The organism is Phyllobacterium endophyticum (genome assembly GCF_003010935.1).
GTDB classification, from domain to species: domain Bacteria; phylum Pseudomonadota; class Alphaproteobacteria; order Rhizobiales; family Rhizobiaceae; genus Phyllobacterium; species Phyllobacterium endophyticum.
Genome location: NZ_PGGN01000002.1, coordinates 863,854 through 890,173 on the forward strand (window position 1 = coordinate 863,854; position 26,320 = coordinate 890,173).

A 26,320-nucleotide genomic window follows, 5' to 3' on the forward strand; every position below is an offset into this window, starting at 1 on the left:
TTATAGACTGACACGCAGCGGAGTGCCCAACCAGTTTGAATTTCCTTGCACAAGTTCGATGTCCGCAAAGCTCGCGCCTTGCTCCACCAGATCGGTCGGCACTTTCAGCGCCATGTATATCGTGTCGCCCGGCGCCAGGACGAACGGTATGGGCGTATATGCATTCTTGACCTGAAGATCTCGGCCCGCACGATCGAGTAAGTGGTAGCTAAGGGTTACCCCGCCCTCGTTTGCCGAGCCCAAGCTCGACCATACTTTGTCGGTCAGGTTGGTAGCGGCGACAACTATCTTGCGGGTTCGACCATCGTCAGTGGGGTAAGGCCCCTCAACAACATCGAGCCGATGAGCACGTTGCGTTTCATCCAATTGGCCACTCATTTGTGTGTGACCAATGTCTGTAATCGAACCCCGCGAATTTTGCGCGTCCGGCTCATATGTCCTATACCAGTTCTGACCCAGGACGACCTCCTTGAGTTGGGCAGCACTCTCCGCCCAACTCGGCCAATGACCGCCGCTCATCGAAGGATCAGCCTTGTCATTCGAGCGGATAAACTGGTTGACCGCGTCGGCCAGGGCGGCAGGATCGCCAACTGTAAAGAAATGCGCAACGGACGTGCCTTTTGCCACTTCACGGAATACTGGAATGTCGCTCGCCAGGACTGGTTTGCCGAAATGTCCCGCCTCGACGATCGGCAGCCCAAAGCCCTCCGCGAAGGAAGCCGCTATCAATGCATCGCACTGCGCATAAAGCCTGCCCAATTCGTCATCGTTTACAGTTTCATGCCACTGTAGACGTTTACCGTATTCCGGATGATTGCGGATGCGCTCCACCAAATGGGTGACCTCCCAGCCAGTCTTCCCGACCAGGACGAGCTCGGCATCGACACCATCACTCCACAAAGTCTCAAACGCATCCAGCGCCACCCGATGGCCCTTGCGTGGTTCTAAAGTACCCACCATAAGGAATCGAGGTCTTGGCGATGTCGCGAGCGTACCCACGGTCTCGCCGGCAGCGCTCGCGCCACTAAAGTCAGCGCCAAGTTGCCAATATCCTACGTTCATCCTGCGCGGAAATTCGATTGCCTCAAGCAGTGCAAGGAGTTCATCGGCCACGGCTCGCGAAATGCAGACGAACCCCGTGGAATACATCAGTGCAGACCGCAGCCATTTACTGAACATGACAGGCATGTTGGGGTCGCAGAAGGCAGCCGACCGGATAGGAACAGTGTCGTAGAGGCATGTTATCACCTCCCCCCCACGTAATCGGCAGGCACGAAGGTGGGGTTGGTGCAATTCAAATAGATGCCACGAACTATCCAACATCAACAATGTGTCACTGCCGATGACAACCTTGTTGGCCGGTTCTTTCTCCGGCCGTTCTAGCGTTCGTCCGTCCATTGCAAACCAGCCACTCGGGTCATCGCAAAGCACGAACTGAATTTGCTCAACACTGCGCACCTGATCGTTCGCGATGGATTCGCAGATTTTTTTAACGACGCGCTGAATTCCGGTCTTGTGAGTGACCAGACCGGTGAACGTCGCGTCGATCAGCAGGCGGCGCTGAGACGACAAGGGTTCGGCTAGCGCCAGGGTCCGTGCGGCAACTGCGGTGTCAAGTCCATGTAGATCGATCAACGGTGCAATTTGGCTTCGCGAACTCAAAACGTCTCGTCCGGTATCGCGTCTGTCAAGTTTGCTGAGCCGCTCAATCGCTGTTTTCGCGCTGCGCTTCCAGGTGAACTGTTCAGCATGCATTCGCATTTGCTTCTGCAGATCACGCGACCAGCCAGGATTATCGAGGAGCCGTGCGATGACGCTGGCAAGCTCCTTTGGAGATGACGGATCGAACAGCAGGTCGTCTATTCCAACTACCTCAGGCAAAGCTCCAGCACGAGCGGCCACGACGGGCGTTCCGCAATGAATTGCCTCAAGCGCGGTAAGTCCGAAACCTTCCATGAAAGATGGTTGGACCAAGACCTTTGCCTGTTTGTAGAGGGATACCAACTCGGCGTCAGAAACATGCCCGAGGCAGATCAGACGTTCGGATGACAGACCAAGTCTGCCCCAGCTTGCTTTGACGCTGTTGAGGAGGGAGCTCTGGACATCGCCCGCAATGACTAACTTCAAGCCGTTAGCAGGAAGAATGCCGTCGATATGAACAAAGGATTCAATAACAGCATTTACGTTTTTATGGCCGACTAGTGAACCAACATATAATATGAATTCTCCCAATCCTTGTTTTACTTCCTTAGCTTCTCTTTCTATTTGGATGAATTCGTTGGAGATGCCCGCCGAAATGTTCACGGCACTTATAGAATTATGAATTGACTTGAGTTCCGAGGTAGAAAACTCTGATATGCACAGATTGTCGGCGAAGCCTGTGTAAGAATTCAGCCTCCGCTGGTAATAATCCCTCATCAACTTGGTATCGAGGTACCGCTTGTATCGGTAGGGTATCGCGTCGTAAAAAATGGAAGTCGTTGGAATGACGCAACCACGCTCCGGCAATAATGGTACCGCAATGTCTACCGATCCTTCGAACGGGCTTGCCGACAGGGCTATGTCAGGTGCCAGACAATTGACATGATGCGAAATGGCCAACTCGCTCAGACGCCGCTGTGGCGTATATCCTTCTATCGCCTCACCCGCCTGCGCCGCGCCGTGCCAAACGTGAATGTTGGCGGGCCGGACGAGAAAACGGACAGCCTCGCGGGCGATCAAGGCTTCGCTCGGCATGGCCGCATTGAACGAGATCGATAAGTCCACTTCAGGGTGGTTGTCGGCAATCGCCCCGATAAAATCCATTACATAACGGCCGATGCCCCGAAAGCGGCTGGCCGTTTGCAAACATTGCCCGTCGATCCAGAGACGCATTTGAACACTGTCCTTCATGATTCCGCTCGATCGTCGAGAAGCCTTTGCCATTCGTCCAACGTTGTTTGTTCCGGTTCCAGCGTCCAACCTGCGCTCAATCCGCTGCCCCGCGATTGTGCAAAGGTGAATAATCGGCGCTGAAGGGCCGGTATGGCACGCAGCGAGCGCAGCACGAGTGCCTTGGCGCGTGGACTATGGCGCAGCCATAGAAGCCCGCGCTCCAGAACAAAACGCGCAATCGTCTTTGACCACGTTGCCAGAGCGAGAGTTCTGGTATTCATGCCGTAAACCGCCGCGACGTCGAGGTCCGGGTGCTTCCTGGTTGCTCGTTGAAATTGGCCTGGTTGCAGGCACTCTGCGGTGCATGAACGACCGTCAGTTCAGCGGGGGCTCTGGGCGATACTGTATCCACTTGTCGATCATACACTTTCGTTGCTCCGGACTTGTGGCGGTGCGCCCCGCGAGAGGCTACATTGATCGCCAACAAGCCTGATGACTCTTTTCAGATTGCTTCTGCGCCAGCAAGCATGTTTGCCCGCAATGGCGCCCAATCATGTCCGCTTTCAGGCCGACGTCATCGAAAGTCGTGCCTGGCACCCGGGCCAGCACGGGTTTACGGGCGCGATACCTCATCGGCAACCCTAATCGCCAGTGAACTTATACCACTTGAACGCGAGGGATAGTCTTCGTGTGTCTCCGCTCATGCCAAGATCCTCAGGTGATTTCAAAGAGTCAAACTTCAATTCCACGTTGACGTTTTTCACGCAGTTTCCTCCCAAGTCAAACGTATAACTGAGAACACCATCTGCAGAGCTGATCGTCGAAGGTCTGCCATAGTCTTTGCCATTCAACGCCAATATCGGTTCGCCAACGCTGTATCCTCCGAAAGCCAGGGGCATCGCTTTGGCCTGGAAAGTCAGACTGTTGCAGACGGGGTTCACAAGATCGCCGACAATCGCGCTGGTGTCACCTTCCGCCCACCGTATCGCTGGCTCGGGGATTGACCAGCCGGACGCCAGGAATCCCACGCCGGCATCATCGCCGAGCACACTCAGCTCCATACCGAGTGGGATCACCGGGTCGGTGACCGCCTCGCCAATATGTTGAATGGTCGCGCTGTTCGTCTCTCTTGCGCAGACAAACGCGTACGGAAGCTCCCGGCAATCGAAACCTTTGGCAGCATCTGTTTTCAACAACTGGCGACTGGATCTCTTGTTGAATATGACCACCAATGGATCTGCCGTAGTCGCCAACTCGCTCAATGAGCGGACGGGAAATCTTGTGCTGCAATCGGGAGACTTGCGGTTGATGTATACCGCATTCACTGGAAGGTGGTTACGAACCGCCAGGAATTGCAACTGCGTTACCAGTGAATGTTTCGCAGGATCGATACAGTAGTAGTCGGGGTGAATCGTAACCTCTGTATGGCTGCTGACGGCACTGCTCCAGAGATTTATGTCGAGAGCGTCGACTTCGGATGAATTGGCAATCTGTGTTCGCCGGATGTTTGGCCACTGATCATAGGCCTGCAGGCAGAGTGCGATCGCCAAGACCGCCGCTAGATGCGACCTCTTCATCTGGCGGGCGATAACGACAATGGACACGATTGCCACTAGATACGAGACGGGCCAGAAAAACCGTCCGCTCGACCTGAAAATAGATGTCAGTGAACTCAGCACGGGCAAATCCTGGTATGGAAGCCGGACTATCAGCTGCGTTCCTACAAAGATTCTGTTGGACAGCGCGAAGAGCGTAAGTGCCACCACACCAAGTACAAGGAACATATGGTTGTAATGTCGCGAGTGTCGCTTCTTCACGAGAATCAGGGTCGCGGCAGCGAGAAGAACAAGTATGCCAGCCCCAAGATAGTTGAAGCCTTCATATTGTCCGCCCGTGACGTCCAGGATGTAATTGCCATTCCCTTGTAGATTGCTCAGCTGCGGAACAAAGGGAGACAACAGATTCATCGAGTAAAGGCCGAAACCGCCTACTGAAGGTACGCCGCTGTCCTGGCCGACAATGCCAAAGATGATGGCCAGAGCGGCGGTGACGCTCGATGTGATCGCGATCGAAGCTCCAGCGAACCGCCATGAAAACCGTCCACGATAGGCAGCATCCAATACTCCCGCGAAAAATATCGTGGCCGACATGGCGAGCAGATATGGATTGACCAGGATATAGCAACCAATAGCGATGGCTTCCCATACCACTTCTTTGGCCGATGCTACGGTGGTCGTCCTGATATAGAAGAGGATCGACGCCAGAACGAGAAAATGCGCGACAAGCCCGATATGGGCGAACCTGAACATAAACGAGGGCATCAGCAGAATGATCGCGGCACCAATCAACGCCGAGATCCGCGAAAGCCCCAACTGCCGGAATATCAGCGCGGCAATCAGAGATTGCATGACATAGGAAAATAGAATCCATTTTCCCATGTACAAAGGCACCTGCCCGGTCAAGTTGTAGACGCCTTTCCCCACCAGTGCGAGGACCGGCACCAGGTCTGTATAGATGACGTTCACACCCTGCGGGGGATCCAGTCTCACCGTATGAAATATCGGCCACCGCCAATCATCTACAGCAAACGCGAAATATCCGATCAGTCCCGCCGCCATGTCGCCAGCCGATCGCTGCCACCAGATCCACATGTCCAGTAATTGTTCGACGGGAAACAGACAGAAGGCGAAAGCGGCCCCCAAGATCGCGGCGCTGGCGATGAATGAAAGGTCGGCGCTCCGCGGAGTCGTTCCAAATGTCCCTGTGGAATTCGCGGTTCCTGCCATAGTGCCTCATGTCCCCGGACGCGAATCCGCTCTGTCCAAGTGTTATCGATCTGTTGTGGTAAGTTCCCGGGCTCCTCTAGTAAACATGCTGGAAGGAGAAAGATTGCAAACCCCAGCTTATTCGCCTTGGATCGTCATTGAATCCGAGATCATGGGGTGATTTCAGGTCGAAGAACCTGAGTGAAAGCTTGAGCGAGTTGGTACACCTGACGATTGGAATCGGGATGGTGACGACCTGTTCACCCGGTTGCTCAATCGAGAACGATACAGATGGACCGGAATCCGATGTGACTTGGACCTCCTTCACGAGATAAGCCGCCAATTCAAATGGCTTTATCTTGGCCCTGAATGCAAGGTTTCCGCATACTTCCTTTTCAAATGCTACGAGAAACACACTTTCCGGGCCAAGGCCCCAAACACCCCATTGAGAGGGGGCACTCCAGCCGGCCGCCAGAAACGGCAACCCTTCTCCTCCCTCGGCGACACTATGTTCCTCACCAATCCGGATCGTTGAGAGGCTGCCGAGCTCGGGTCCAATATTAGCGATAGAGGAATCGTTGGGAGAGCAGACATAAGCGAAACTAGTCTCTCGGCAGGCAAGGCTACTTTGCCCAAGCGCCATCGCATTTCTGGAGAAAGCGTCCTTGAATGCGATAATCAAGGGGTTATCGCGCACTGCTGCCGCTTTTAGGTCTTTGAATGAAGCCAACCTCTCCGCCGCACAGTCGACATCGGAACGGTTGATTATGGCGGAGTTCGTCGGCAGCCCGCTTCTCGCTGCAAGCTGGCCGAAATCGTAGGCATACTTTCGATTGTTCCTACTCATGCACAAGAACTGAGGAAGCAGAAGTATTTCATTGTGGGCGCGAGCGATCTCCGACCACTGCAACGCATCGAGATTGTGGGGAGCCTTAAGCGCTCGTTCACTCACGCTGGAGATGAGCGGACGGACATCTCCTATTTGGACGGCGAGCGCAGATGTAGCAATCAACGCAAATTTGTTTGCACCAAACCGCATGTAGATTGCATAGATTGCACAGGTAAGGATGAGGTATCCCATAGGCCAGAAGAACCGTCCACTGGATCGGAACATACCTGCGAACTTGGCAAATGGCTCAAATTGATCGAGTGCAAGAGAGGCTAAGAGTTTGTCGCCGAGGTATATCTGGGTAGATAACGCATAAATCCCCATTAAACCCGCGAAGATAAATAACGCAGGCGAACGTCTTATAAAGTCCTTGGCGGGTTGCCAGGCAAACAATGCTGCTATCAAGATGAGCCCGAGAATACCGCCGCCGAGATAATTATATCCTTCGTATTGACCCCGGGTGGCATCGAGGATGAACTTTTCATGGCCGGGCCACGTGCTCAATTGAGGCATGATGGGAGATAGCAGGTTCATCGAATACCTGCCGAAGCCACCCCCGGCCGTTGGCCTTCCAATCTCCACGAATCCGAAGAGAAACGCTGTGCCGACTATACTCATGGCAAGCGCGACGCAGACTGCTGCAGCCTGAAGAACCGGAATTCTCCTGCTGAACGCTCCATCCACGAGTGCCGCGCAGTAGATCGCGATCGCCATGACCAGGAGGTAGGGGTTGATCAGAATTATCGAAAAGGTAAATGCCGCTCCACCATAGATGGCTGCCCTACTCCCGCCCTGAGCCACGAAATAGTATACCAACAGAGAGGCGAGCAGTATCCAATGTCCCAAAAGCGAAAAATGGCCGTACCTGAAGATGAATGCGGGCACAAACAGAAAGAACAATGCTCCTAAAAAAGCGGAGACCTTGGTTAGGGAAAGTCTTCTCAGGAGATAGTATGCCACTGCTGGCTGAAGTGCGTAGGCAAAGAGTAGCCATGGTCCGAAATAGTTCGGCAACCAGCCCGTGGCCTTAAGCGTCAACTTCCCCAGAAGTGCCAGTCCGGGGATCGGATCGGTGAAGAGGACGTTGACGCCCTCGGGCGGGGATAGGAGGGTTGTCTTGAAGATTGGCCAATGCCACGTATCGCGTGCGAAAGCCTCATAGCCAATCCAATTAGCCGCATTGTCGCCCTGAACATTATCCCAATATGGAGAGATCCCCACTACAAGATCATGTGGGAAGATCAAGAACGCCAGCGCTAATCCCAAGATCGCAGCTATTACCGGGTACATGCACGTGCTCATTGCAAGAGGAATACTACATGGTCAAGCGAAACCTACGTAGTCCTCGACCATTTGTTGTATGATCAGGATCGTTGCTGGGGTTAGAAAACCTTCAGCGGTGACAATGTTTCTTCAAGTGACATGATCTTTTCGCCGCCACCCCATCCTCTGACAATGGCTGAAAAGGTATTCGCCATTGAAATCAACGGGTCCGCGGCGTTGGCGAGTTCCGAGGTCTCCACCAACCTGGCGGCATAATTATCTGAAGAGAATGTTTTGGAAGCCCATTTTTGAGCGCAACTTCCCACCGAGACCCGGAGGTCGTCTTCCTGTAATAGACGCTCCAGTGCATATTGCAGGGACGCGATCTCGTCAGCTGGATCTATCTTCATCGTGCAATTGTCAGGAATTTCCTGGTAAAAACCAGAATTGGTAACCACCGTGGGTTTGCCATAGAGCATGGCTTCTATCGCCGACGCGGATGCGGCTTCGAGCACCGGTGATCGGAGGCAGCTGATAACATCAGCCTCCAACATTGCTTTCCTCAACTCGGTGTCATCGATTTGCCCAGAAATGCGGAGGGTCACACCATGTTCGCTCGCCAGACGGCTCAGCTTTTCGCGTATCTCCGGCCGAACTGCGCCCACCAGACGATAGATCGTATGATCACGGAGTATGGAGCTTCTTCCGATTGACGTGATGACCGACTCGACACGCTTGTTGAAATTCACATTTCCGACAGTCAGGAGTTTGAATTTTTCCTTGTCCAGGTCAGGCCCCGCTGCATCGAAGTTTTCCGCGTCATATGCAAGCGGCACGACCTTTACCGGCCCGGGGCAAGATTTCAACACGCGGTCGACGCCCCAACTACTATGTGTGACAACCCCGGAGGCCATGGAGCAAATCCACTCGGTCAGGGGCGATGTTTCCCTCGTTCCCTCGATAAAATCGTCGATGTTCCCAAATCCGGAGAAGGCATTTGCTGCTGCGGATCCATACCAACCAGTCAATATGGCCGAAGATTCCGGAACATTTTTCTCTCGCCAGCCGAGAAACAGATTGCCCAGAAAAAAATCATGGAGGCAAACGACACCGCGGAAGCGCGGCATCCATTCAATGCACCCTTTGTGATAGGAATAATTGTCTCCGACGTGATAGACAACGGCATCCGCTTGGCCTTGCAACACATCGTTCACTTGCGCGTGGTCATTCCAGGCGATCGGTGGACTGGGAAAATCATGAGTCTCATGTTCCAGCAATTCCTCACTTTGGGAACTGATGGTGACCACATCGTGCCCTTGTGCGACCAGCGAGCGTGCAACGAGGCTGGCGACACGACCGATCGCTGAAATCTTCAATGTAGGGGTTAAGACGGCCAGCTTCATCTCATCAAACTCGCAACGGTAGCGGGCCAATCTATCCCCAGGCTGTTCCAATACTCTCTCGCAGCGGCTCCAAGCTCCTTTGAGCGCGTCGGGTTTTCACAGGCCATGGACAGCACCTCCCCGAGAGAAGCAGGATTGGGCTCGGCTATCCAGCCGGTCAGTTCGGGAATGACCAATCCGGTTACACCACCGCTGTCTGACGTGGTAATGAGAGCCTTGCCGGCTAAAGCGCCTTCCATTGTCACGTAGCCGAGGGAATCTTCGTCGAAAGGCATATATGCGACTGCCAATGAATTTCGCATGTAGTCGGCATAAGTCGATCGCGGCAGCATGCGAAGGTCCAGCCTGATCCGGTCGCCCAATCCCGATTGCTCAACCATCCGCTCGAGTTTGGCTCCATCTGCTGGCGTGTCCGGAGGCCCTGCGACGACCAATTTGACGTCGCGGGTCGCATATTTCATCGCTTCTATCAAAACGTGCTGGCGCTTCATGTCATTTATTCTGCCCCCGGCAAAAACATAATCACCCGTGCCTGAGCTATGAAAAATTTCCGGGTCATTGATAGGGGGAAGCAAGATCTCGGATGCAAATCCGTTATACTTCATGAGGCGCTGCTGCGTTACGATGGAATTCGTGAAGATTTTCCTGCTTTCGGAAAAAGTCTCATCGTCGGCATTCCTGATCAAATTTCGTATGTCGTTTCCCAGTTCACCTTCGGGCAAATTGGTTTGGCCAACGTCAAACAGGTCATAAGCCTGCCGATACTGGTGCAGAAGCCACAACGACTTGTTAGGGTGGCGTATCAGATAGGCCGGGAATTTGAGGGCGATCACCTTGTCGACATTATCGAGTTCGAACGCTCGCGCCATCATCATCTGCGACGGAATTCGCGTCGCCGGTTCCCATTGAAATGGAATGCGAAGTATCTCCGCCTCATGACCGGAAAGAATGAGATTCTTTTGGAGGTTGACGGCGAGTTCCTCGGCTCCACCCCAAACAAAAGGGGCCATATTATTTACAATGAGCACCTTCATGAAAGCAGCCGATCGAGAACATGCGACCAGGATATATTGAGATCGCCAAGTCGAACGGCGCTGTTCTTACCCATGCGCTTGGCTAGAGCGCGGTCCATGTAGAGTCGATCCATCGCATCCGCCAATGCCTGCGGTGTCGGTTCCGATACAAGACCGTTGAATCCGTCTTCAATCAATTCCAGAACACCGCCGGAATCCCATGTTGTTAAGATGGCCTTGTTTGCGTGACTTGCTTCGACGCTGGGGTAGCCATAGGAGTCCTCGTCCAGGGGAATGTAGGCGGCAGCCAGACAATCTGCCAAGAGATCCACCTTCTCCTCTTCGCTTATCCACCTGTTATCCAATATAATACGGTCGCCGAGGTTTCGTTCGCCAATGATCCGGCGCAGATAGTCGGGGTAGCCCATGGCGCTGCCTGCACCGCATAGTCGCAATCGGACCGGAGATTTCGTGAGCGGCAAGGCTTCAATCAACAAGTGCTGCCTTTTGTGATGTTCCAGCCTGCAGATACAGACGATCTCATCATTGAATTCCCGGCTGTGATACCTGTCAGCGTTGAAAACAGGAGGGTACAAGACCTCACTATCGACGCCGTTGAATGTCTCCAGGCGCTTCGCAACAACCTTGGAATTGGTGAAAATGCTACGCGCTTCCCGCAGGGCATTATTGTCGACGGCCAGGAGGGCGCTTTTTATTCCCCGGTTCGCGGCGTTATCTTCCAATCCATATTCTGTGCCCCACAGATCATAGAAGGGCCGAATGTGATGAATAAACCACAATACCTTGTTCGGATGGGGAATCAGATGCGATTGAGGCCGGAAACAGATTATCCTGTCTGCTGCTTCAAGATCGATCCATCGAAAAGCAGCTAACTGTTTGAACAATAACTGAGGCGAGTCCAGCTCGGGCAGGTAGATGCGCTCTACCTGATGACCGTCCCGTTCGAGCATTGCCTGGAGCCATTCGACAATATTTCTTGCCCCGCCAGAAACGAATGGGACAATGGTCGAGCACAGCGCGATTCTCATATTCTTTCGAGTACTTGTTTCAGGCCATCCGCCACACGGTGCACGTCGCGGTGGGTCAACTCTTGATAGGTCGGCAAATTGATACCACGTGGTGACCATAGATCGGCGACGGGATAGGAATTCTGTTCCTGATAGGGCGGAAGTACATGCATGGGGTAGAAAACGGGGCGCGTTTCAATGCCCAGATCGTCGAGCTCGCGCATGACAGCATCTCGCCGCTCTCCACTCCCCTCCCGCAGGAAGACAGTGTACATCCAGAAAACCGGTTCGGCCCAGTTGTGCTGCAGCGGTAAAACAATCTTGTCGGTCATATCTCCCAATGCTTGGTCATACCAGCAAGCAATTTTCTTTCTGTCGGAGAGCGCTTGTTCAATCGTCTCCAGTTGGGCCAAACCGATGGCTGCTTGAATGTTCGTCATGCGGTAGTTGTACCCGACGACGGGAAACCAGTAGCGACGCTTCAAATCCATGCCCTGCCCGCGCAACAGTCTAAGCCTGTCTGCCAGTTCATCGTCATCCGTCGTCACCATTCCGCCTTCGCCGGTGGTAATGATTTTGTTGCCAAAGAAGCTGAACGTTGCACAGTTTCCGTGTCCACCCACTTTGCGGCCGTATACTTTTGCGCCGTGTGCCTCGGCAGCGTCTTCAACGACAAAGAGACTGTGTCGATCGGCAATCTCCCTTACAGCCTTCATATCTGCAGGGTGCCCGTAGAGATGGACCGGAATAATGCCCTTGGTCCGGGGCGAGATTTTTCGTTCGATGTCGCTTGGGTCGATGTTCATCGTGATCGGATCGACATCGACCAACACAGGTTTAGCACCACAATATTGAACAGCGTTTGCAGTCGCGATATAGGTCACCGTAGGGACGATTACTTCGTCACCAGGCTGGACACCTAGCGCCACCAAGGCTAAATGCAACGCAGTCGTACCATTGTTGGTCGAAATTGCATGTTTCACGCCGCAGAATTTTGCGAATTCCTCTTCGAAAGCCCCGATATACTTGCCTACTGAAGATATCCAATTTGAATCGAGGCAATCGAGAACATACTCCCGCTCTTTGCCTCCAAGCTTTGGTTGAGCAACTGGAATGCGATTCATCTGTATCCTCACAAGACTTATTTTAGCCTCGAACGGGCCGGCACGCCGAGTGCCGTAACCCCTCGGCCGATATTCGATATGACGACACTTCCCGCGCCGACGATTGAATCAGATTCGACGATCACATTCGGTATAACCTTTGTACCGATACCAAGGAAGGTCCGCTCGCCGATCAGCACATTGCCTGCCAACGCGCATTGCGGTGCCAAATGAGCTGCCCTTCCAATCCGACAATCATGATCCACGGTTGTACCTGTATTGATGATGGCCAAGTCTGCGATCGTCGAATCGGCGTTGATAACCGCTCCGGCCATAATGGCAACACCAGACCCAACACTTGCCGTCGGCGAGATCGTCGCATTCGGGCTAATGGCGTTCACCAGGATGTAACCTTGCTCCGTCGCCAGACCCGCCAACTTCTCCCTTAGTGAGTTCGATCCCACTGCAATAAATACACTTGTGTAGCCTTCACTGCGTAATCGGGCCAGGTTTGCGTCGCCGGCAAGGATCGGGACGCCTACGCACTCGCCCGAGTCGACGTCAGCGCCAATAGCAAAATCGACCTGCTTACCTGAAGCTCGAAGCAGTTCTATGCACACCTTGGCATGACCGCCAGCGCCCATGACTATGACTGGGGTCCTGGTCATATTGCGCGGGCCCTTTCGTTCAGGGGAGATCCGGCGCGGGCAAAGAAAAGATTGACTGAGTCCTGAGCTTCCATTTGCGCTATGCTAAGATACTCGAGCAACCCGGTTTGAGGATGTATCGCCATATAATCGAAGCCCATCTCGCGGAACTTCGATATCCAGCCAACCGAAGTGTGGCCGGCTCGTTTGAGATGGGATGGTCCAAATTCCACGATCAAACCAATATCCGGGTTGTTTCTGATGATCGATTGCGCACCTTGTATTACCTCAAGCTCCGCACCCTCGACATCGATTTTTATCAAATCGACAGATTTGCCCTCATCGAGGACCTCGTCCAAAGTAACGATTCGTACTTCGGCCGTGGTTTCGGTTAGATGTTCTGGCACGTCAATGGCCGTGAGCGAATGATGTCCACTGGTTGGGCCCAGAAACAGATTGGCTGATCCCGAACGATTTGACACTGCCGCCTCATGGACCTTTGTCATTGACGAAAACCCATTCATCCACAACGTTCTATCAAGCAGTTGCTTTGTTGGGCCGAATGGTTCAAACGCGACGATCTCGCCTTTTCCCTCCATGGTTCGGGCTGCCCCAAGTGTGTGCAAGCCGACATTTGCGCCGACATCCACGAACGTATCGCCAGGCTTCAACAGACGTTCGATAAGCAGGCGCGTGCCCGTCTCCAGTTCCCCGGCCTCGATCAATGAAGTTACCAGGGCATGATCAGAGGATGGGCAAAGCACATATCCGACGACGGTCCTGACGATCACATCGGGACCGGAGTTCAACGCGAATCTCCGGGCAATCAGGGCACTATAATCTTCAACTCGCTCCAGGCGGGCGTTCAAGGCACTATAATCTTCATGGCCTTGCGTAAGAGGGCTTTGGGAGAGAAAACCCAGACTGTTTGCGATCTCGGCACTTATGTTAGCCGACGTGGCATCCAGTCTACGCTGCACCCCCACGAATATCTGTTCAGATGCACTTCGCATCTCGCCAAGCGACTCCCTATGCATATTATCGAGATCTCTGCGGAGTTCGTCGAGAAAATAACGTCTCAAGCGAAAGAGGATCGGTCGGACAATGGGCCTTGCCAATCGGGCAGATATCCGCAGGACTGGCCGTAGAAGGCTCCGGATATTGTTCTTGACGCTTGAGTCCGGAATATGACTACTAACTTCCGGCCCTATATTTGCCGGCTCCGGTACTGCATTTGTTGGCTCCTGTACTGCGCTGGGGATCGGAGTTTGGCGCTTCATCGCCGATTCAAATGCCACTTTGACGTCGATCTTTTCACGATAGGTTTTATCCATTCGCCGGTTCTCCGCAAATATATACCGGTTACCCCGTTCCGCGTTCTATGGAAGCGAACTTCCATTTCCTGCCAAAACAGCTCTGTTCCGCCCGCGCCTTATACCCACTCTGTTGCACGCAGGCATGACGGGAACCCAATATCCGGCAAACCGGAAGATTGGGATGCCAAGTTCCAACGTCGAAACTTGAGAAATCCAATCGAAAGCCAATCCTCCAACCATCTCGCGCCAAAAGGGCATAGAGCGGAGAAAGCTGGCTCTATATGTTCATTTCATCGCTCGGTTTGCGATCTTGTACCAATGGTTCACCTGTTTCCTGGATTTGACAATTTTGATCCATTCTCCGGTAACTTCGGGTGGCGCGAGTGTCCATGACCTTGCTGGAAACTACCCTTGTGCTCGGGTGCTTCGTGGTCGATACCTTTGGAAATGTCAATAAGTGGGCCCGGCTTTTGCCGGAAACTCGGGCCTAGCCAAATGCGATTCCAACTATCGATTGGGGTAAGGAGATCGAGCTTGATGATTAAACCCTGGGAAGTGCTTTCGAGCAAAATTGAGCTCGAAGATCGCTGGATAAAAGTGCGTGCTGACGATTGTCAACGCAGCGACGGGCTCATCATCAAGCCTTACTATGTTCTCGAATATGCCGACTGGGTTTGCGTTTTAGCAATCACACCCGATGGCAATGTCGTACTGACGACGGAATACCGACATGGGGTGCGTTCGATCGTCACTGGCCTGCCCAGCGGCGTTGTGGACAAAGAAGATTCTGGGCCGGAGGGGACTGCACGACGAGAACTGCTGGAGGAGACAGGCTATACCAGCGAGCACATGGTGCCCCTTGGTTCACTCTATGCAAATTGCACAAATCAGCCCAATTTGGTTCACTACTTCCTTGCGCGGGATGCTGAACTTACCGGTACCCCTGCCCTCGATGCGAATGAGCAGATCGACGTCGAACTTGTCCCATGGGAGCAAGTCCGTTCAACCCCGTTTTTGCGCCAAAGTCATCACGTCGCGTGCCTCCACCTGGCAGAAAAGTATTTCGATGTATGTTCTCCGGCCACCATCGTTTGAATGCGAGCTCGACTACTACGTCGTCAAGTTGCCACCATTCGAGGCGTGCGCATCTGGAAGGCTTTTGCGCCCTGCGCTTGGATATTCAATCTCGTCTTGATTTTTGTGGTGCCCCCGGAGAGACTCGAACTCCCGACCCTCTGATTACAAATCGCCGTTTTAGCCTTATCACGGCCTCTCATTTCCTAACCTAAGCCCTTGTGTCACTTGCGCTTTTTACCAAGCGAGCCCACATTGAGCGAACAGGGGATAACATCCATTATCGCGGTTTCAGTATCCCTTGAGAGATACCTTCACAGAGGAGAAAAGGGCAATGGAACGGCTGTCACAAGCGCAAATTCTTGCAAAGATCAAAGACAAGGGGTTAACCGATAAGGGCATAGAATCGATAATCGCTGATCCCGAAAAGCGACTGGAAATATCTGATGGGGCCAAACAAACTGGCCTCTATCTGTTCGTCTATCAGTCGGGCGAACGGGGCTTCGTTCACAAGTACAAGCCCACCGGGAGCAAGAACACCACGAAGATATATCTCGGCCTCTATCCCACCGTCTCGCTTGATGAAGCCCGGGATGCTGTGAAGGCGGCGAACAAGCTCCGGAACAATGCGGACGTCTCGGCTCGGGTCGATCCCAAGGAGCACCGCAAGGAGCTCCTACGCAAGCAAGCTAACAAAGATAAGATGCTCTTTCAGCCCATGGTGGAAAGGTATCTGAAGGAACACGCGTCCAAGCTGCGCAGCTATAAGACGATATCCGACGCCCTCGGCCTGAAAATGGACAAGGAGGGAAATTGGCAGGTCATGCCCGGGACCCCTGTCGCTCTGTGGGGCAAATATCCAATTGACCGTGATCCGATGGAATGGAGGACAGACATCCGTTCCCATGACGCGAAGTTGATCGCCGAAGGCCACAACGCCAAGGCCAAAAACGTTTTTGCCTACGTCCGCCATTTCTTCAACTGGCTTTCCGAGAATGACATTCTGATCCATTCGCCGCTGGAAAAAGTCAAATCTAAATCTACCGTGTTGCCCCGCAAGCGTGTCCTGCTAGCCCGGCGCAAGGTCAAAGGCTCATCCGACGATGAATTGCGCTGGCTGATTAGGGCAGCGGACGCGGAAGGCTATCCATTCGGGCCATTCCTGAAAATGATCATCCTGACAGCCTCACGCCGTGAGGAACTAGCCACGATGCAATGGGAGCATATCGACCGCGAGAAGCGCGAATGGTTCGTCCCGGCTGAGGCAATGAAGAATGCCATTGATCACTGGGTTCCGCTGTCAGATGCCGCTATGGAGGTTCTGGACAGCCTGCCCACGTCCAAAGGGTACGTTTTCACCACGACCGGGGACACACCAATTTCCGGCTTCTCAAAGATGAAGAAGCGTTTAAATGCGGCAATGCAGAAGATTGCGACCGAGGAGCGTGGCGAGCCTGTGGTAATTCCCAATTTTTGGCTACATGACCTCAGAAGGAGCGCTTCTACTGGGATGCAGAAGCTTGGTGTTCAGTCCGAAGTCATTGAGGCCGTTCTGTCGCACAAGAGTGCGGAGAAGGCCAACAGCCTCAAAGATGTGTATCAGGTGGATGACTACGCGGACGAACAGGAAGAGGCTTTGCAGGCTTGGGGTGAGGCAGTGGTGCGGCTCGCGGGGGGTGGCCCTCTTAAACCAAGGCCGGTTAGCAATGTTGTGCTGTTCCCTCACGCACAACACGCTTAACGTGCCCGGAGATTGCGTGATTGTAATAGCCTGAGTTCCACCCGGATGGGCCCTCGGATGTAAACAGAGTTTTCCCGTGAGCACGACGGCAGAGTTTTGCCCTAGGAATAAGTTATCAGCCAGCGCTGACAGGGCTTTGCCTTGGCGATCCCGAAGCCTTGGCTATTTATCGGCTTCCAAATCTCGTATTTTTCTGGGAAGGCACCCCCTAAGAAGGAGAAGCAGCCGCTCCGCTCTGGCCATTACATCGGGAGATGGGTCTCTCGACCAAGGCATGGACCTTGCCGTCGACTTGGAGGTGATCAAGATGCTTCTCCCCACTTAAGGTCCCACTCAATTTGGACCCGGCTCGACACTGACAATCCGAGTTCAATTCGTTTTCTGCGGACGCAGGACGGCCGTAAGCTCGTCTTCCCGCAAGGATTGATCGCAAGACCAAAGCAGATGAGCGTAATTCCGAGCCACACGCCTAGAATCTCAGACGCGGGTTCAGCTCCCCTAGACACATCGGGGCGGAACGAGACTCCCCATCGGACTTTAACTCGCGGACAGTATACTAGGTAGCCTTAGCCTGTCCAAATGCACTAATTCCACAGCATTTACTAATATTGATAAGGAAGTAGCAGGCAGACGAATATTCTATCTCCAAGATGCCAACTGCTCCGTTAAACACTCACCTCGCCAAAGGCCCGAACTGCAGGTGCGGAAACAGACCAGCCGTAGCGACCGAACCGCGGACGCTTACGGGCGGAGTTAGTCAGCCTTTGCGGCCGCCGAACGCCGTACACGTCTCCGTGTATTAGGGAAAATACAATTCCACACAAAGCTTAGAATGTAATGTCATCCAAGCCGGCCCTATAGTGGTAGTGAACCCTTCTAAATGCAGTCGGGTTAAAAAGGGTAACGCCGTCGGAATACCATTGGTCCAAAAGCAATTGATGATTACGCATCCATGGGGGAAATGTATTTTTCTGAACGATCTTTGGAAGAAGATTTTCTGGTATGCTAACTTTGTCGCTGGAAGGCATGAGCCAAACCTTCTCAAGTTTGGGTAGATCACTCAAGAACGACAAATCTGTCAAGGTCTCGCAAGCAAGAAACGTAATCGTTTTTAGCTCGGTCAATGTCGAAAGAACTTTGAAGTTAGAAATGCTATCCGTCGAATGGAGACGTAATTCTTCGATAGATAGTCCCTCGAGAAAGTCGAGGCTTTCTAGACTATCACAATTTTCCAAAACGAACGAAGTGAGGTCCGTAAGGCCTCTAATAAAATCCAGATTCTCTACCTTGGGTAGCGCCGATATTGCGAGACTTTGAATTTTTGTACACGCGGATAGTGGCGATAAGTCGCGTAGCTTAGGGCATCTGCTGAGCTCTACCACTCTCACATTTTTCGAGATGTCTTCTAGCGTTTCATCAACAACGCTCGGCATCAAAGATAGCTGAAACAGTTCCAAGTTTCTAAAGGGCTTCAGTTTCAAGGGTAGATTTGGCCTAAGATTACTGAGTGACAGTTTACGAAGTCCTGATAACGCTTCTAAGGAAGTGATCGACTTTAAGTCGGTACATGAGGCGAGCGCCAACTCCTCCATGGATTCAGCCTGCGAGATAAATTCAAGGTCAGTCATGTCACTGACGCCATATGCACCGAAGTCCTTAAGTGCTGACCGGGAAGTAAACCTGGGCGGTTGTTGGGGAGCGAAATCGGAACCCACGATTGTCAGCTTGCTTAAATTCGCAATCTCTCCAACAGCTGAAAAACTTCGCACCCCCTTCAGATCTTCGATGTGAATCGATGCCAGATTTTCAAGGGGGGCCAAGGGTGCAAGGGTAGTGGGACCCCGTATTCCAATGAGGCTTAGATGTCTCAGGTCTCCTAGGGAGCTCAGAGGCTGCAAATTAGGAATTTTTTGGCCGAACAAAGTGAGCCGGGTTAAATGTGGAGCGGTGTCAACAAAGTCCAAGCTGGACGGGTTGCCTTGCCCCATAATGGTAAGATCAGTCAGTGAACTAATTCTGCTCAACCAATCAAATTCTTTTCCCTCGAAGCGTATAAGAGTCAGGTCTTCGGTCGAGGGCGGTATCAACCTGAGCTCTGGTGCATCGCTCTTTGCTCGTTCGATGGATAACTTTTTTAGACCTTCCAATTCTTCAAGCCTGTGAAGTTCTTTTGTCTCAAGGAAATCGATGCTTAAATCTCTCAGTCCTTCAACATTGACGTATAGCGTGACGTTCGAAGGAGGTGCAAAATTTGGGAGCCTACCGTTGGCCTTAACATACTTTAATACTAACGGGATTACAGCATAGTCGATTAAGCCGGTCCTACAAACTTCGCTAACTACCGCCTCTCTGGAATCTTGAACATAGCCACGTTCCAAAGCCTTTAGAGCTTCAGTTGTTCCAATGAGACGAAGAGCGCGGGTACATGCGGCGACAGTAGCAGTATTTTCATCTTTCCACATCGAATACGCCAGTTGTGGTACCGCAGCATCTCCAGCAACGGATAGTATTCTAGCATCTGTTTCATTGCGAGGCGGCACGAGTTCGCCCAAATTTGAAAGCACCCGCTGTCTTAGTTGCGGGTCCTGTTGTTTTATGTTTTCAAGGCAGCCTAAAGCCAACGCGAAAGAAGTTTTGCGAATTTGCTGCTGTTTCTTGCGAAGGCTTTTATGTCGTTCGCCACGCCCTATCAGTGCCTCGATCAGTTTGCGCCCGAATCCTACACCGCCCGTGGTTGTTCCTGCTGCTAGCATTATTGTTTCATGCCATTGGTCGTCGTCAGCTTTTCTCGCTAGCATCTCCTCTTGACTATCTGCCCCCGCAGCGCAGGCAGCGAGGTATTCTTGGAACGTCCTATGCGGAAAATCTATCAAGTCAGTTGCTGGCTCTCGCAACAGACCGGTACGTTCGATAAGAAAGTCAAGTACGTCGACAGCCCGGGCTTCTCTTGCTGTGGCGCTCTGAAAGCTAGGAATTCTTGGTACGATCCACGCGATCGCTTTTTCTCTGGAGATTTCAATTCGGTAGGCGTCATCTCCCGCGACATCGCCATCCTGTCGATTGTGCATCATTTCGATAGCAAGTCTTTGAAGTACCATCTCCTTGTCATTCTTCGACAATGCGGCAAGAGGGCCCGGAGGCGGTTCCACACCGCGCTTTAGATCACGCGCCTCGATGAGCATGTCACAGCACTTGTCATAAAGGTCGACACGGTATCTTGGAAGATAGCCCTCTTCGCGCCAATGCAGCACGCATACCATCGCGCAGAGAAGCGGTGTATTGCAGAGTTCTCGAATTCGCCTATTAGCTGCGTCTTCGAGTTTGAGAGGAAGGCTATTACGCGCTTCTTCAAGACTCGATTGTTCTTGGCGATCTAATTTTGATGTGTCTACGGCATCATGCCAATGATGTACAAATTTGGTTACGTCGGCGTTCGACATATCCTGAAGTTGCGCTTCTACAAAGCCCGACGGAGGATTCCACTGTTCCGTAAGCGCACCTTCAACCGGACTTCCTGGCAAGGCGCGCGATGTAACTATGATCCTGTTGCCGGGATATTCGGTTTGCACAGACTGTAGCCAATTCCAGAACTCTGGTCGCCTAGAAGCGGGCAGTTCATCGACGCCGTCAATCATGAGTACGGCACGCTTTTGTTTGCGCAGCACGTTTTCAATCCAGTTTTTCGGAGCTTTTCGAGTCCAAACTTTTTCGTCGACCGAGTAGTCGATTAAACGCTCTAGTGTTGGTGCACCAGAGTCTATGCGTGCTACTTTTCGCAACGGAACGAAGAACGGTACAAGCCCGCTCCAGTCACTCGCCTCTTCTCGCGAATCAATTTCGGCACATCGGGTGACTATCCAACTTAGCAACGTTGTTTTACCCGACCCCGCTGGACCGCGGATCACGACGTGTGGGTTTTGGCTTAGAAATTGTTCCGCGCGGACGGGCTCCCCCGCTGCTCCGGATTTAAGATTTAAGGAAATGTACGCAATGCTCAGCGATTGACCGAGACCGTGAAGTTCTCGGGCTCCGGGCGTCGTGACTTTTTGAAAACGACTATTTAGGTGTTCCAAATACCTTTTTTCAAACTCGACAACTTGGGCCTCCGCGGGTCCTGCCATGGAACTAGAGATGATTCTTGGCAGCCCAGTTCTTATTTCCTCCACGGACAGATGTATTTTGGATAGCGCCGAGCGTTGATCAGCGAGCGCATTTGCCAGCCATATAATTCCGTCATCGGCGTCTGAGGCGAATATGCTCATTAACTGCTCAATAAAACCGCCAACAAAGCGGAATGGGTCTATCTGATTCGGCCATGCTTCTGGCGCGTCCGTAAGTGGCACGCCGACGTAACTTGACATTCTTTCCGCCAAGCTGGGAACGTCGATAGGTTTTCCTTCCAGAAGAAAGCCGCCAAGCGCACGACTAAGCGTGCGACTCTGTAAAAACGAGTGGACCTCAACAATGTTGAAGCTGCTGTCCTCGGCCAGATAGCGTTCCGTTGCGAGCTTTATAGCGGCCTCGAGCCTTTGGGCAAATCCTGCTTTTAGCAAACCAGCGCGTGCGAGTAATTTGCCCATCTTGGTGTCGCGGATCGTACCGGCATGATGTTGTACAATGTTCGTAGCTAGGTTGCCTGCAACACCGAGTATCAGACTGCTTGTAATTGGCTCAGGCACTTGGCGAACTCCAGTTTTGTTCCGGTGAGCTATATTGGGTTTGAATGATCAATGCCAGACCTCCCTCCGTCTAGTGAGAAACATCTCGATGTCCCATATTGCGCATTGAGAAAAGTGCTGAAAGCTGAACTTTATGCGGAGCGAATGCGCTCCTTACATGGTTGCGGCCTGAATGCGATACGATACCGGGACTTCGGCAGCTACGGCATCTCATCGATAAGTTTGGGATCTCTTCAGACCGTTCTCTCTAACACATTGTTGTAAAGGGCTAGACGATTGCCCGCTCGGTTGATCATCAGTCCCAGCAGGAGACATCGCCCTCGCACAAGAGGTAAAACCCTACATACTCCATCGCAAAAAATGCCCGTACCTTGTTTGCTGCGTCAATGGTCGACACACTCTCGGTCAACTTGAAGCAAAGATAGAAGCCAATTTGTATGTGATGTATTGGCGCATTACATAAGCATGAGGGGCCGGTGACGAGCCGACCCTTAACGACGAGAGAGACAGTTGGAGAACTGGAGATTACCGGCCCTGTACGAGAAGGGCCTTAACCAACGATGCATAAGGACCAGTTATGAATACGTCTAGACATATAAATACGTTTGATGGATTGAAAAGTCAAGGGCTGCAAGCTCTTAGCAATTCCTCGAATGTCGTTCGCCTCCACACGGCGACAGCGAAAAACAGAGCGCTACTCAAGCTTTGGACTACCGAGGAACTGGAAGCGCTCACCGATCCCGAATGGCTCATAGCGGACATTCTGCCCGAGAATGGCTTTGCAGTTATCTTCGGCCCGCCCGGCAGCAAAAAGTCCTTCATCGCACTCGACTGGGCAAGCTGCATCGCAAGCGGTCAGTCGTGGAATGGCCGCGAAGTCAAACAGGGCGACGTGGTGTATATCTATGCTGAGGGCAAATCCGCATTGAAGTTGCGCAACGCCGCTTGGCGCGAGCACCACAAGGTAGAGCCCGAGGGCCTTCGGTTTATCAATCAAGCAGTCAATGTTTCTGATCCAAACAAGGTCAAACACCTGATCGCATCAATTCGAGCCGGTGGCGTTAATCCGCAATTCCTGATCATTGACACCTTGGCCCGAAATTTCGGTAACGGAGACGAGAACAGCGCAAAGGATATGAACGCCTTTGTCGCTGGTGCCGACGCCCTGCGAGAGGCCTTTCCCGGCTGCACGGTTCTGGTAGTCCATCACACCGGCAAGGATGCTCGCCATGGTGCACGTGGATCATCAGTGCTCAATGGTGCGGAGGATACGGCAATCGAAGCCGTTAGCGGTGCAGACGCCAAACAAGGCCATATCAATTGCAAAAAGCAGAAAGACGCCGATTGCTTTGCCACGATGGGATTTCGTCTTCTTCCGGTAGGTAAGTCCGCAGTCTTAGATTGGTCTACCGTGACCTCCGCAGGTGCAGCCAGTGGTGCAGTGCAGGTGAGGATAACTCAATCAGACATCGCCATTCTTAAGGCGATTTTGGCCTTCCCCGATGGTGTTACTTTCACCGAACTCCGCAGCCACTCAAAGGTTACCGACCGCACCTTTGCCGATGCTGTTAAGCGGCTGAAGGAACAGGGGAAACTACTCTACGACGACGTTTCAAAGCTCTATAGTGCAGGTCCAGACCGCAGTGCGGAACCGCACTAACTTGGTTTACCGCAGTGCGGTGGTGCAGGTGCGGAGGTGTGTCTTTAGACACCCGCAGCAACCGCAGTAACTTGAGAGAGTTAGAGATCAACGCTGAGCCGGAGCAGCCAATTGATCGCCCACACGATCCACACGAGTGGCAGCAGCAGAAAGGGATAGGCGAGCCAGACGGCTAAGGCGAAAGGAAAACGGTGCCGGTAAATCGGGTAGCTCCATACGAGGCCCGCCGCCGCGAACAGGTAGATGATGGCTAAGTGCTGCCACTTGCTTGACGTAACGGCAATGCCAACGAGATAACCGAGTACCATCATCCAACTCGGTGAGATGACCTTTATCACGTCGAGAGCCAGCGTCTTCTTCGAACCCATGCTAGGGCTTCCAGTTTCTTGTCTTGCCCATTACTGTAAGAGACCAGCAACCACGGCTAATATTGGTATGAGGAAGAAGACCGATGCAACTAGCCACGTTGTTGCAGTGAAGTGAGGTTGCGCATTAATAGTCTCGCGATAATAGATTTTGCCGAAGGTCATGCAGATTACGGCCACCAACATAATTGCCAAAACTTGGCGAACAACATCCAACCAATCACTGAGCCAGTGATAAGGCCCCACATCGGAGCGAGGACTTTTAGTACGTCGATGAAGGTCTTCTTTGTTTCCATGCCGGAAGAACTATCAGCCCGGATTTAAACCGGCGTCAAAATCTTCCTTAAGGTTTTACCCATCCACGACCTCAGGTCTTGTCCGGATTTCCCCACCTTCAAAGTTTTGCTAAATTTCTCGCCCGAACGGAGGTAGTTCCATGAGCAACAACGAGGGGAAGAATGATGAGGAGGACAAGGCGGCTGAACCACAAAAGCCTAAGGGCAAGCGCCCCTCGGGGCTGGTGGCGTCACCTAAAGAAGACCGTGGCCCGTGGCTTGGGCTGGCGCAGCTTACGCGGAACTAGGGGAATTTCCTCATTGCTGGTCGATTAGCGCTAAACGCGTGGTGGGCCCGGCCGTTCACCCCTCTGCCTCTGCCTCTGCCTCTGCCTGACCCTGTGACGTTTTACTAAATAGGGGTTCTCTTATTAGACAAACATCACACCCCCAGAGGGGCAAGCAGCTGAGGATAATAGGATAGGTCTCAGTCAGCCGCATCACAGGTAGGGGGACGATCAGCCATCTCCAAGTATGATTTGTAGCGGGATCAGGCTTGGCGGGGGCAACAGCTTCGGGTCCACCGGAGACCGCTGAACGCAGATCGGCGCGTCCTCCCGCAGGCACAATGTCATATCAACGGTGAAGCTGGCCCAGATAATCCAGAAGGTCACTAGGACGTTGAACACCAGAAAGACTGAAGCCCACACGTCCAAGTAAAGCGACGGGTCTCGGGTCTCGGCCTCAGAGCACCACAAGTCCAGTACCCAGTGCGTCACCAGCATCGCGGTTCCGCCCGTGAAAGCCACGAACGCCATCTGTCCATAGACTAGTCGGGGATAGGGAAATTCCCAAAGTTGCGAGACGGCAGTTAGGCCCACAAGCCCCATTGCGCCATACAGGACAGCGACCCTAAGAAAGACCGCTGAGGAGTGCTTGATCACCCGAACATCCCTCAGTACAAAAAATAGCCTGCTCTTTCGCCGTTCCATGACCTGTCCCCCGCTCCGACGCGATTGTTATCCGCAGGCCGGTCGGGAGTCTATGTGAGGGGTCTGGTCAAGATTAACGTGGATAATGTGGATAAGTGGGTACAATGCGTGAACACACGCTCGCGTCCTCATCAGAAATCCCGTAAGTATCAAAGTGGCCGATTTATCGCAGGGCCAAACGACCGGAAAAACGCCCCCCCGCAGCAGGGCGCAATCCGGCGTTCTGGGACCACCGGAGTTTAACCGGCAGCGATAGAAGGACAACGACATGCCTCAAACATGTTCGTGGCCCAAAGGTGTACACGTCACATTCTATTGGCGTGTACGAAACGGACGGCTCGAATTCGTCCGTGAGCATTGCAGAAGCTACCCGACATAGTCGGCCAACTCTTGCGAAACTGGGACCTCGCCTCACGGCGGGGTCTTTCTTCTGCAAGGGCACCGTGCTCTTATTTGGGCACAGTGTGCAAGAAGATTATATCCGATTTTCACAAGTTAATGCGACGCTCGGTCGGATTTTTATTCCTAGCGCCATCCGCCGGGCTGAGGGCCGATCTCAATCCGAGCCTCGCCCAGACTTTCACAGCATGAGCAACGGAACTTCTTCTCAAGGTCTGCCACGGTCATTGTGAGCGGACGGCGAGCGGCAAGGCAGATGGATTTAGGGTAGAGCAGGACGGCGTTATTGCAGCGCGTACAGGTGACGCGGAGCACTTGCCAATCGGAGAAATCGGAAAGACGCATTGCGAGCGTGGTCCTCGGTTAAACATTGGCAGGCAGCAAAGGCAGAATATCGTCATCAGGGAGAAAGCGCAGATTAATCCAATATCTTAGGGCGATTGGCCCTTTCGCTACAACTTTCGGCGAAATCTCGGATTTTCGAGACTGAAAAGTTGTTTTGTCCGCTAAGCCATTGTTTTTATTTTTTATTTTTCCCGACCTTTGGAAATAGCTTCGCTCGTCAGGGTTTTGGGGCCCCAGTTCGTCCCTCGCGCTTCGGCACGCCCCCTGGGGAAACCCTGCCACCTCCACGGCTCTCACTTTGAGCAGATGGCTCCCGGGGGTGGCATCCTCTAAAGGTCCCCTCATGGTATCCCCTACCTGCAAACATGCCTCGCGTGGTGGCGCAAGCTAATGTTATTGTTGACGTTCCCTCCACCCGCTCCTCTGATCTCATATCCTCGGCTCGGCTTTAGGCCGCCAATCCTGGGACCCGTGGTGCCTGTCGTTCTG

General features: G+C 52.9%; 17 protein-coding genes. 4 read left to right on the plus strand and 13 right to left on the minus strand.

Annotated features, from left to right (window positions below; translation table 11 throughout):
• The 10 genes from CU100_RS12295 to CU100_RS12340 form a co-directional block, all read right to left on the minus strand.
• Entirely contained in the window at nucleotides 1-2,892 is a 2,892-nt protein-coding gene (locus tag CU100_RS12295) for a glycosyltransferase family 4 protein (protein ID WP_170113807.1), read from the minus strand.
• On the minus strand, nucleotides 2,889-3,155 hold the full coding sequence (locus tag CU100_RS12300; protein WP_106716832.1) for a hypothetical protein: 267 nt from the start codon (nucleotides 3,153-3,155) through the stop codon (nucleotides 2,889-2,891). The genes CU100_RS12295 and CU100_RS12300 overlap by 4 nt, the downstream gene beginning before the upstream one ends.
• Before the next feature lie 360 nt (nucleotides 3,156-3,515).
• Nucleotides 3,516-5,660, minus strand: coding sequence for a DUF6311 domain-containing protein (locus tag CU100_RS12305; protein WP_106716833.1), 2,145 nt, complete (start codon nucleotides 5,658-5,660; stop codon nucleotides 3,516-3,518).
• A 76-nt stretch (nucleotides 5,661-5,736) separates the two neighbouring features.
• Nucleotides 5,737-7,818: a DUF6311 domain-containing protein gene (locus tag CU100_RS12310; protein ID WP_106716834.1), complete on the minus strand. Its 2,082-nt coding sequence runs from the start codon at nucleotides 7,816-7,818 to the stop codon at nucleotides 5,737-5,739.
• A 92-nt stretch (nucleotides 7,819-7,910) separates the two neighbouring features.
• Nucleotides 7,911-9,194 carry a glycosyltransferase family 4 protein gene (locus CU100_RS12315; protein ID WP_106716835.1) on the minus strand — a complete coding sequence of 428 codons (1,284 nt, stop codon included), beginning with the start codon at nucleotides 9,192-9,194 and terminating at the stop codon, nucleotides 7,911-7,913.
• Nucleotides 9,191-10,204 (minus strand): glycosyltransferase family 4 protein, encoded by a 1,014-nt coding sequence (locus CU100_RS12320; protein WP_210204086.1) that lies wholly within the window; start codon nucleotides 10,202-10,204, stop codon nucleotides 9,191-9,193. The genes CU100_RS12315 and CU100_RS12320 overlap by 4 nt, the downstream gene beginning before the upstream one ends.
• Nucleotides 10,205-10,224: 20 nt before the next feature.
• On the minus strand, nucleotides 10,225-11,355 hold the full coding sequence (locus CU100_RS12325) for a glycosyltransferase family 4 protein (protein ID WP_210204087.1): 1,131 nt from the start codon (nucleotides 11,353-11,355) through the stop codon (nucleotides 10,225-10,227).
• Entirely contained in the window at nucleotides 11,253-12,359 is a 1,107-nt protein-coding gene (locus CU100_RS12330) for a DegT/DnrJ/EryC1/StrS family aminotransferase (RefSeq protein ID WP_106716838.1), read from the minus strand. Before CU100_RS12330 ends, CU100_RS12325 begins: the two co-directional genes overlap by 103 nt.
• A 17-nt stretch (nucleotides 12,360-12,376) precedes the next feature.
• Complete coding sequence (locus CU100_RS12335; protein ID WP_210204088.1) at nucleotides 12,377-12,982, minus strand: acetyltransferase; 606 nt, start codon at nucleotides 12,980-12,982, stop codon at nucleotides 12,377-12,379.
• Nucleotides 12,983-13,002: 20 nt separating this feature from the next.
• Nucleotides 13,003-14,319, minus strand: coding sequence for an FkbM family methyltransferase (locus CU100_RS12340; RefSeq protein ID WP_106716840.1), 1,317 nt, complete (start codon nucleotides 14,317-14,319; stop codon nucleotides 13,003-13,005).
• A 519-nt stretch (nucleotides 14,320-14,838) separates the two neighbouring features.
• On the opposite strand from CU100_RS12340, the gene CU100_RS12345 reads away from it, so the two are divergent.
• Together CU100_RS12345 and CU100_RS12350 are read left to right on the plus strand one after the other, a co-directional pair.
• Nucleotides 14,839-15,396, plus strand: a complete 558-nt coding sequence (locus CU100_RS12345; RefSeq protein ID WP_245419023.1) for an NUDIX hydrolase — start codon at nucleotides 14,839-14,841, stop codon at nucleotides 15,394-15,396.
• Nucleotides 15,397-15,709: 313 nt separating this feature from the next.
• A complete protein-coding gene (locus tag CU100_RS12350; RefSeq protein ID WP_106716842.1) occupies nucleotides 15,710-17,116 on the plus strand; it encodes a tyrosine-type recombinase/integrase in 1,407 nt (468 codons plus the stop codon).
• A gap of 827 nt (nucleotides 17,117-17,943) precedes the next feature.
• On the opposite strand, the gene CU100_RS12355 is transcribed toward CU100_RS12350, so the two are convergent.
• Nucleotides 17,944-21,795, minus strand: a complete 3,852-nt coding sequence (locus CU100_RS12355; protein ID WP_106716843.1) for an NACHT domain-containing protein — start codon at nucleotides 21,793-21,795, stop codon at nucleotides 17,944-17,946.
• Between the two features lie 577 nt (nucleotides 21,796-22,372).
• On the opposite strand from CU100_RS12355, the gene CU100_RS12360 reads away from it, so the two are divergent.
• Complete coding sequence (locus tag CU100_RS12360) at nucleotides 22,373-23,455, plus strand: AAA family ATPase (RefSeq protein ID WP_106716844.1); 1,083 nt, start codon at nucleotides 22,373-22,375, stop codon at nucleotides 23,453-23,455.
• Between the two features lie 80 nt (nucleotides 23,456-23,535).
• On the opposite strand, the gene CU100_RS12365 is transcribed toward CU100_RS12360, so the two are convergent.
• Complete coding sequence (locus CU100_RS12365; RefSeq protein ID WP_106716845.1) at nucleotides 23,536-23,823, minus strand: hypothetical protein; 288 nt, start codon at nucleotides 23,821-23,823, stop codon at nucleotides 23,536-23,538.
• A 433-nt stretch (nucleotides 23,824-24,256) separates the two neighbouring features.
• On the opposite strand from CU100_RS12365, the gene CU100_RS26865 reads away from it, so the two are divergent.
• Nucleotides 24,257-24,403 carry a hypothetical protein gene (locus tag CU100_RS26865; protein ID WP_170113809.1) on the plus strand — a complete coding sequence of 49 codons (147 nt, stop codon included), beginning with the start codon at nucleotides 24,257-24,259 and terminating at the stop codon, nucleotides 24,401-24,403.
• A gap of 210 nt (nucleotides 24,404-24,613) precedes the next feature.
• On the opposite strand, the gene CU100_RS12370 is transcribed toward CU100_RS26865, so the two are convergent.
• On the minus strand, nucleotides 24,614-25,087 hold the full coding sequence (locus tag CU100_RS12370) for a hypothetical protein (protein ID WP_106716846.1): 474 nt from the start codon (nucleotides 25,085-25,087) through the stop codon (nucleotides 24,614-24,616).
• Nucleotides 25,088-26,320: the final 1,233 nt, after the last annotated feature.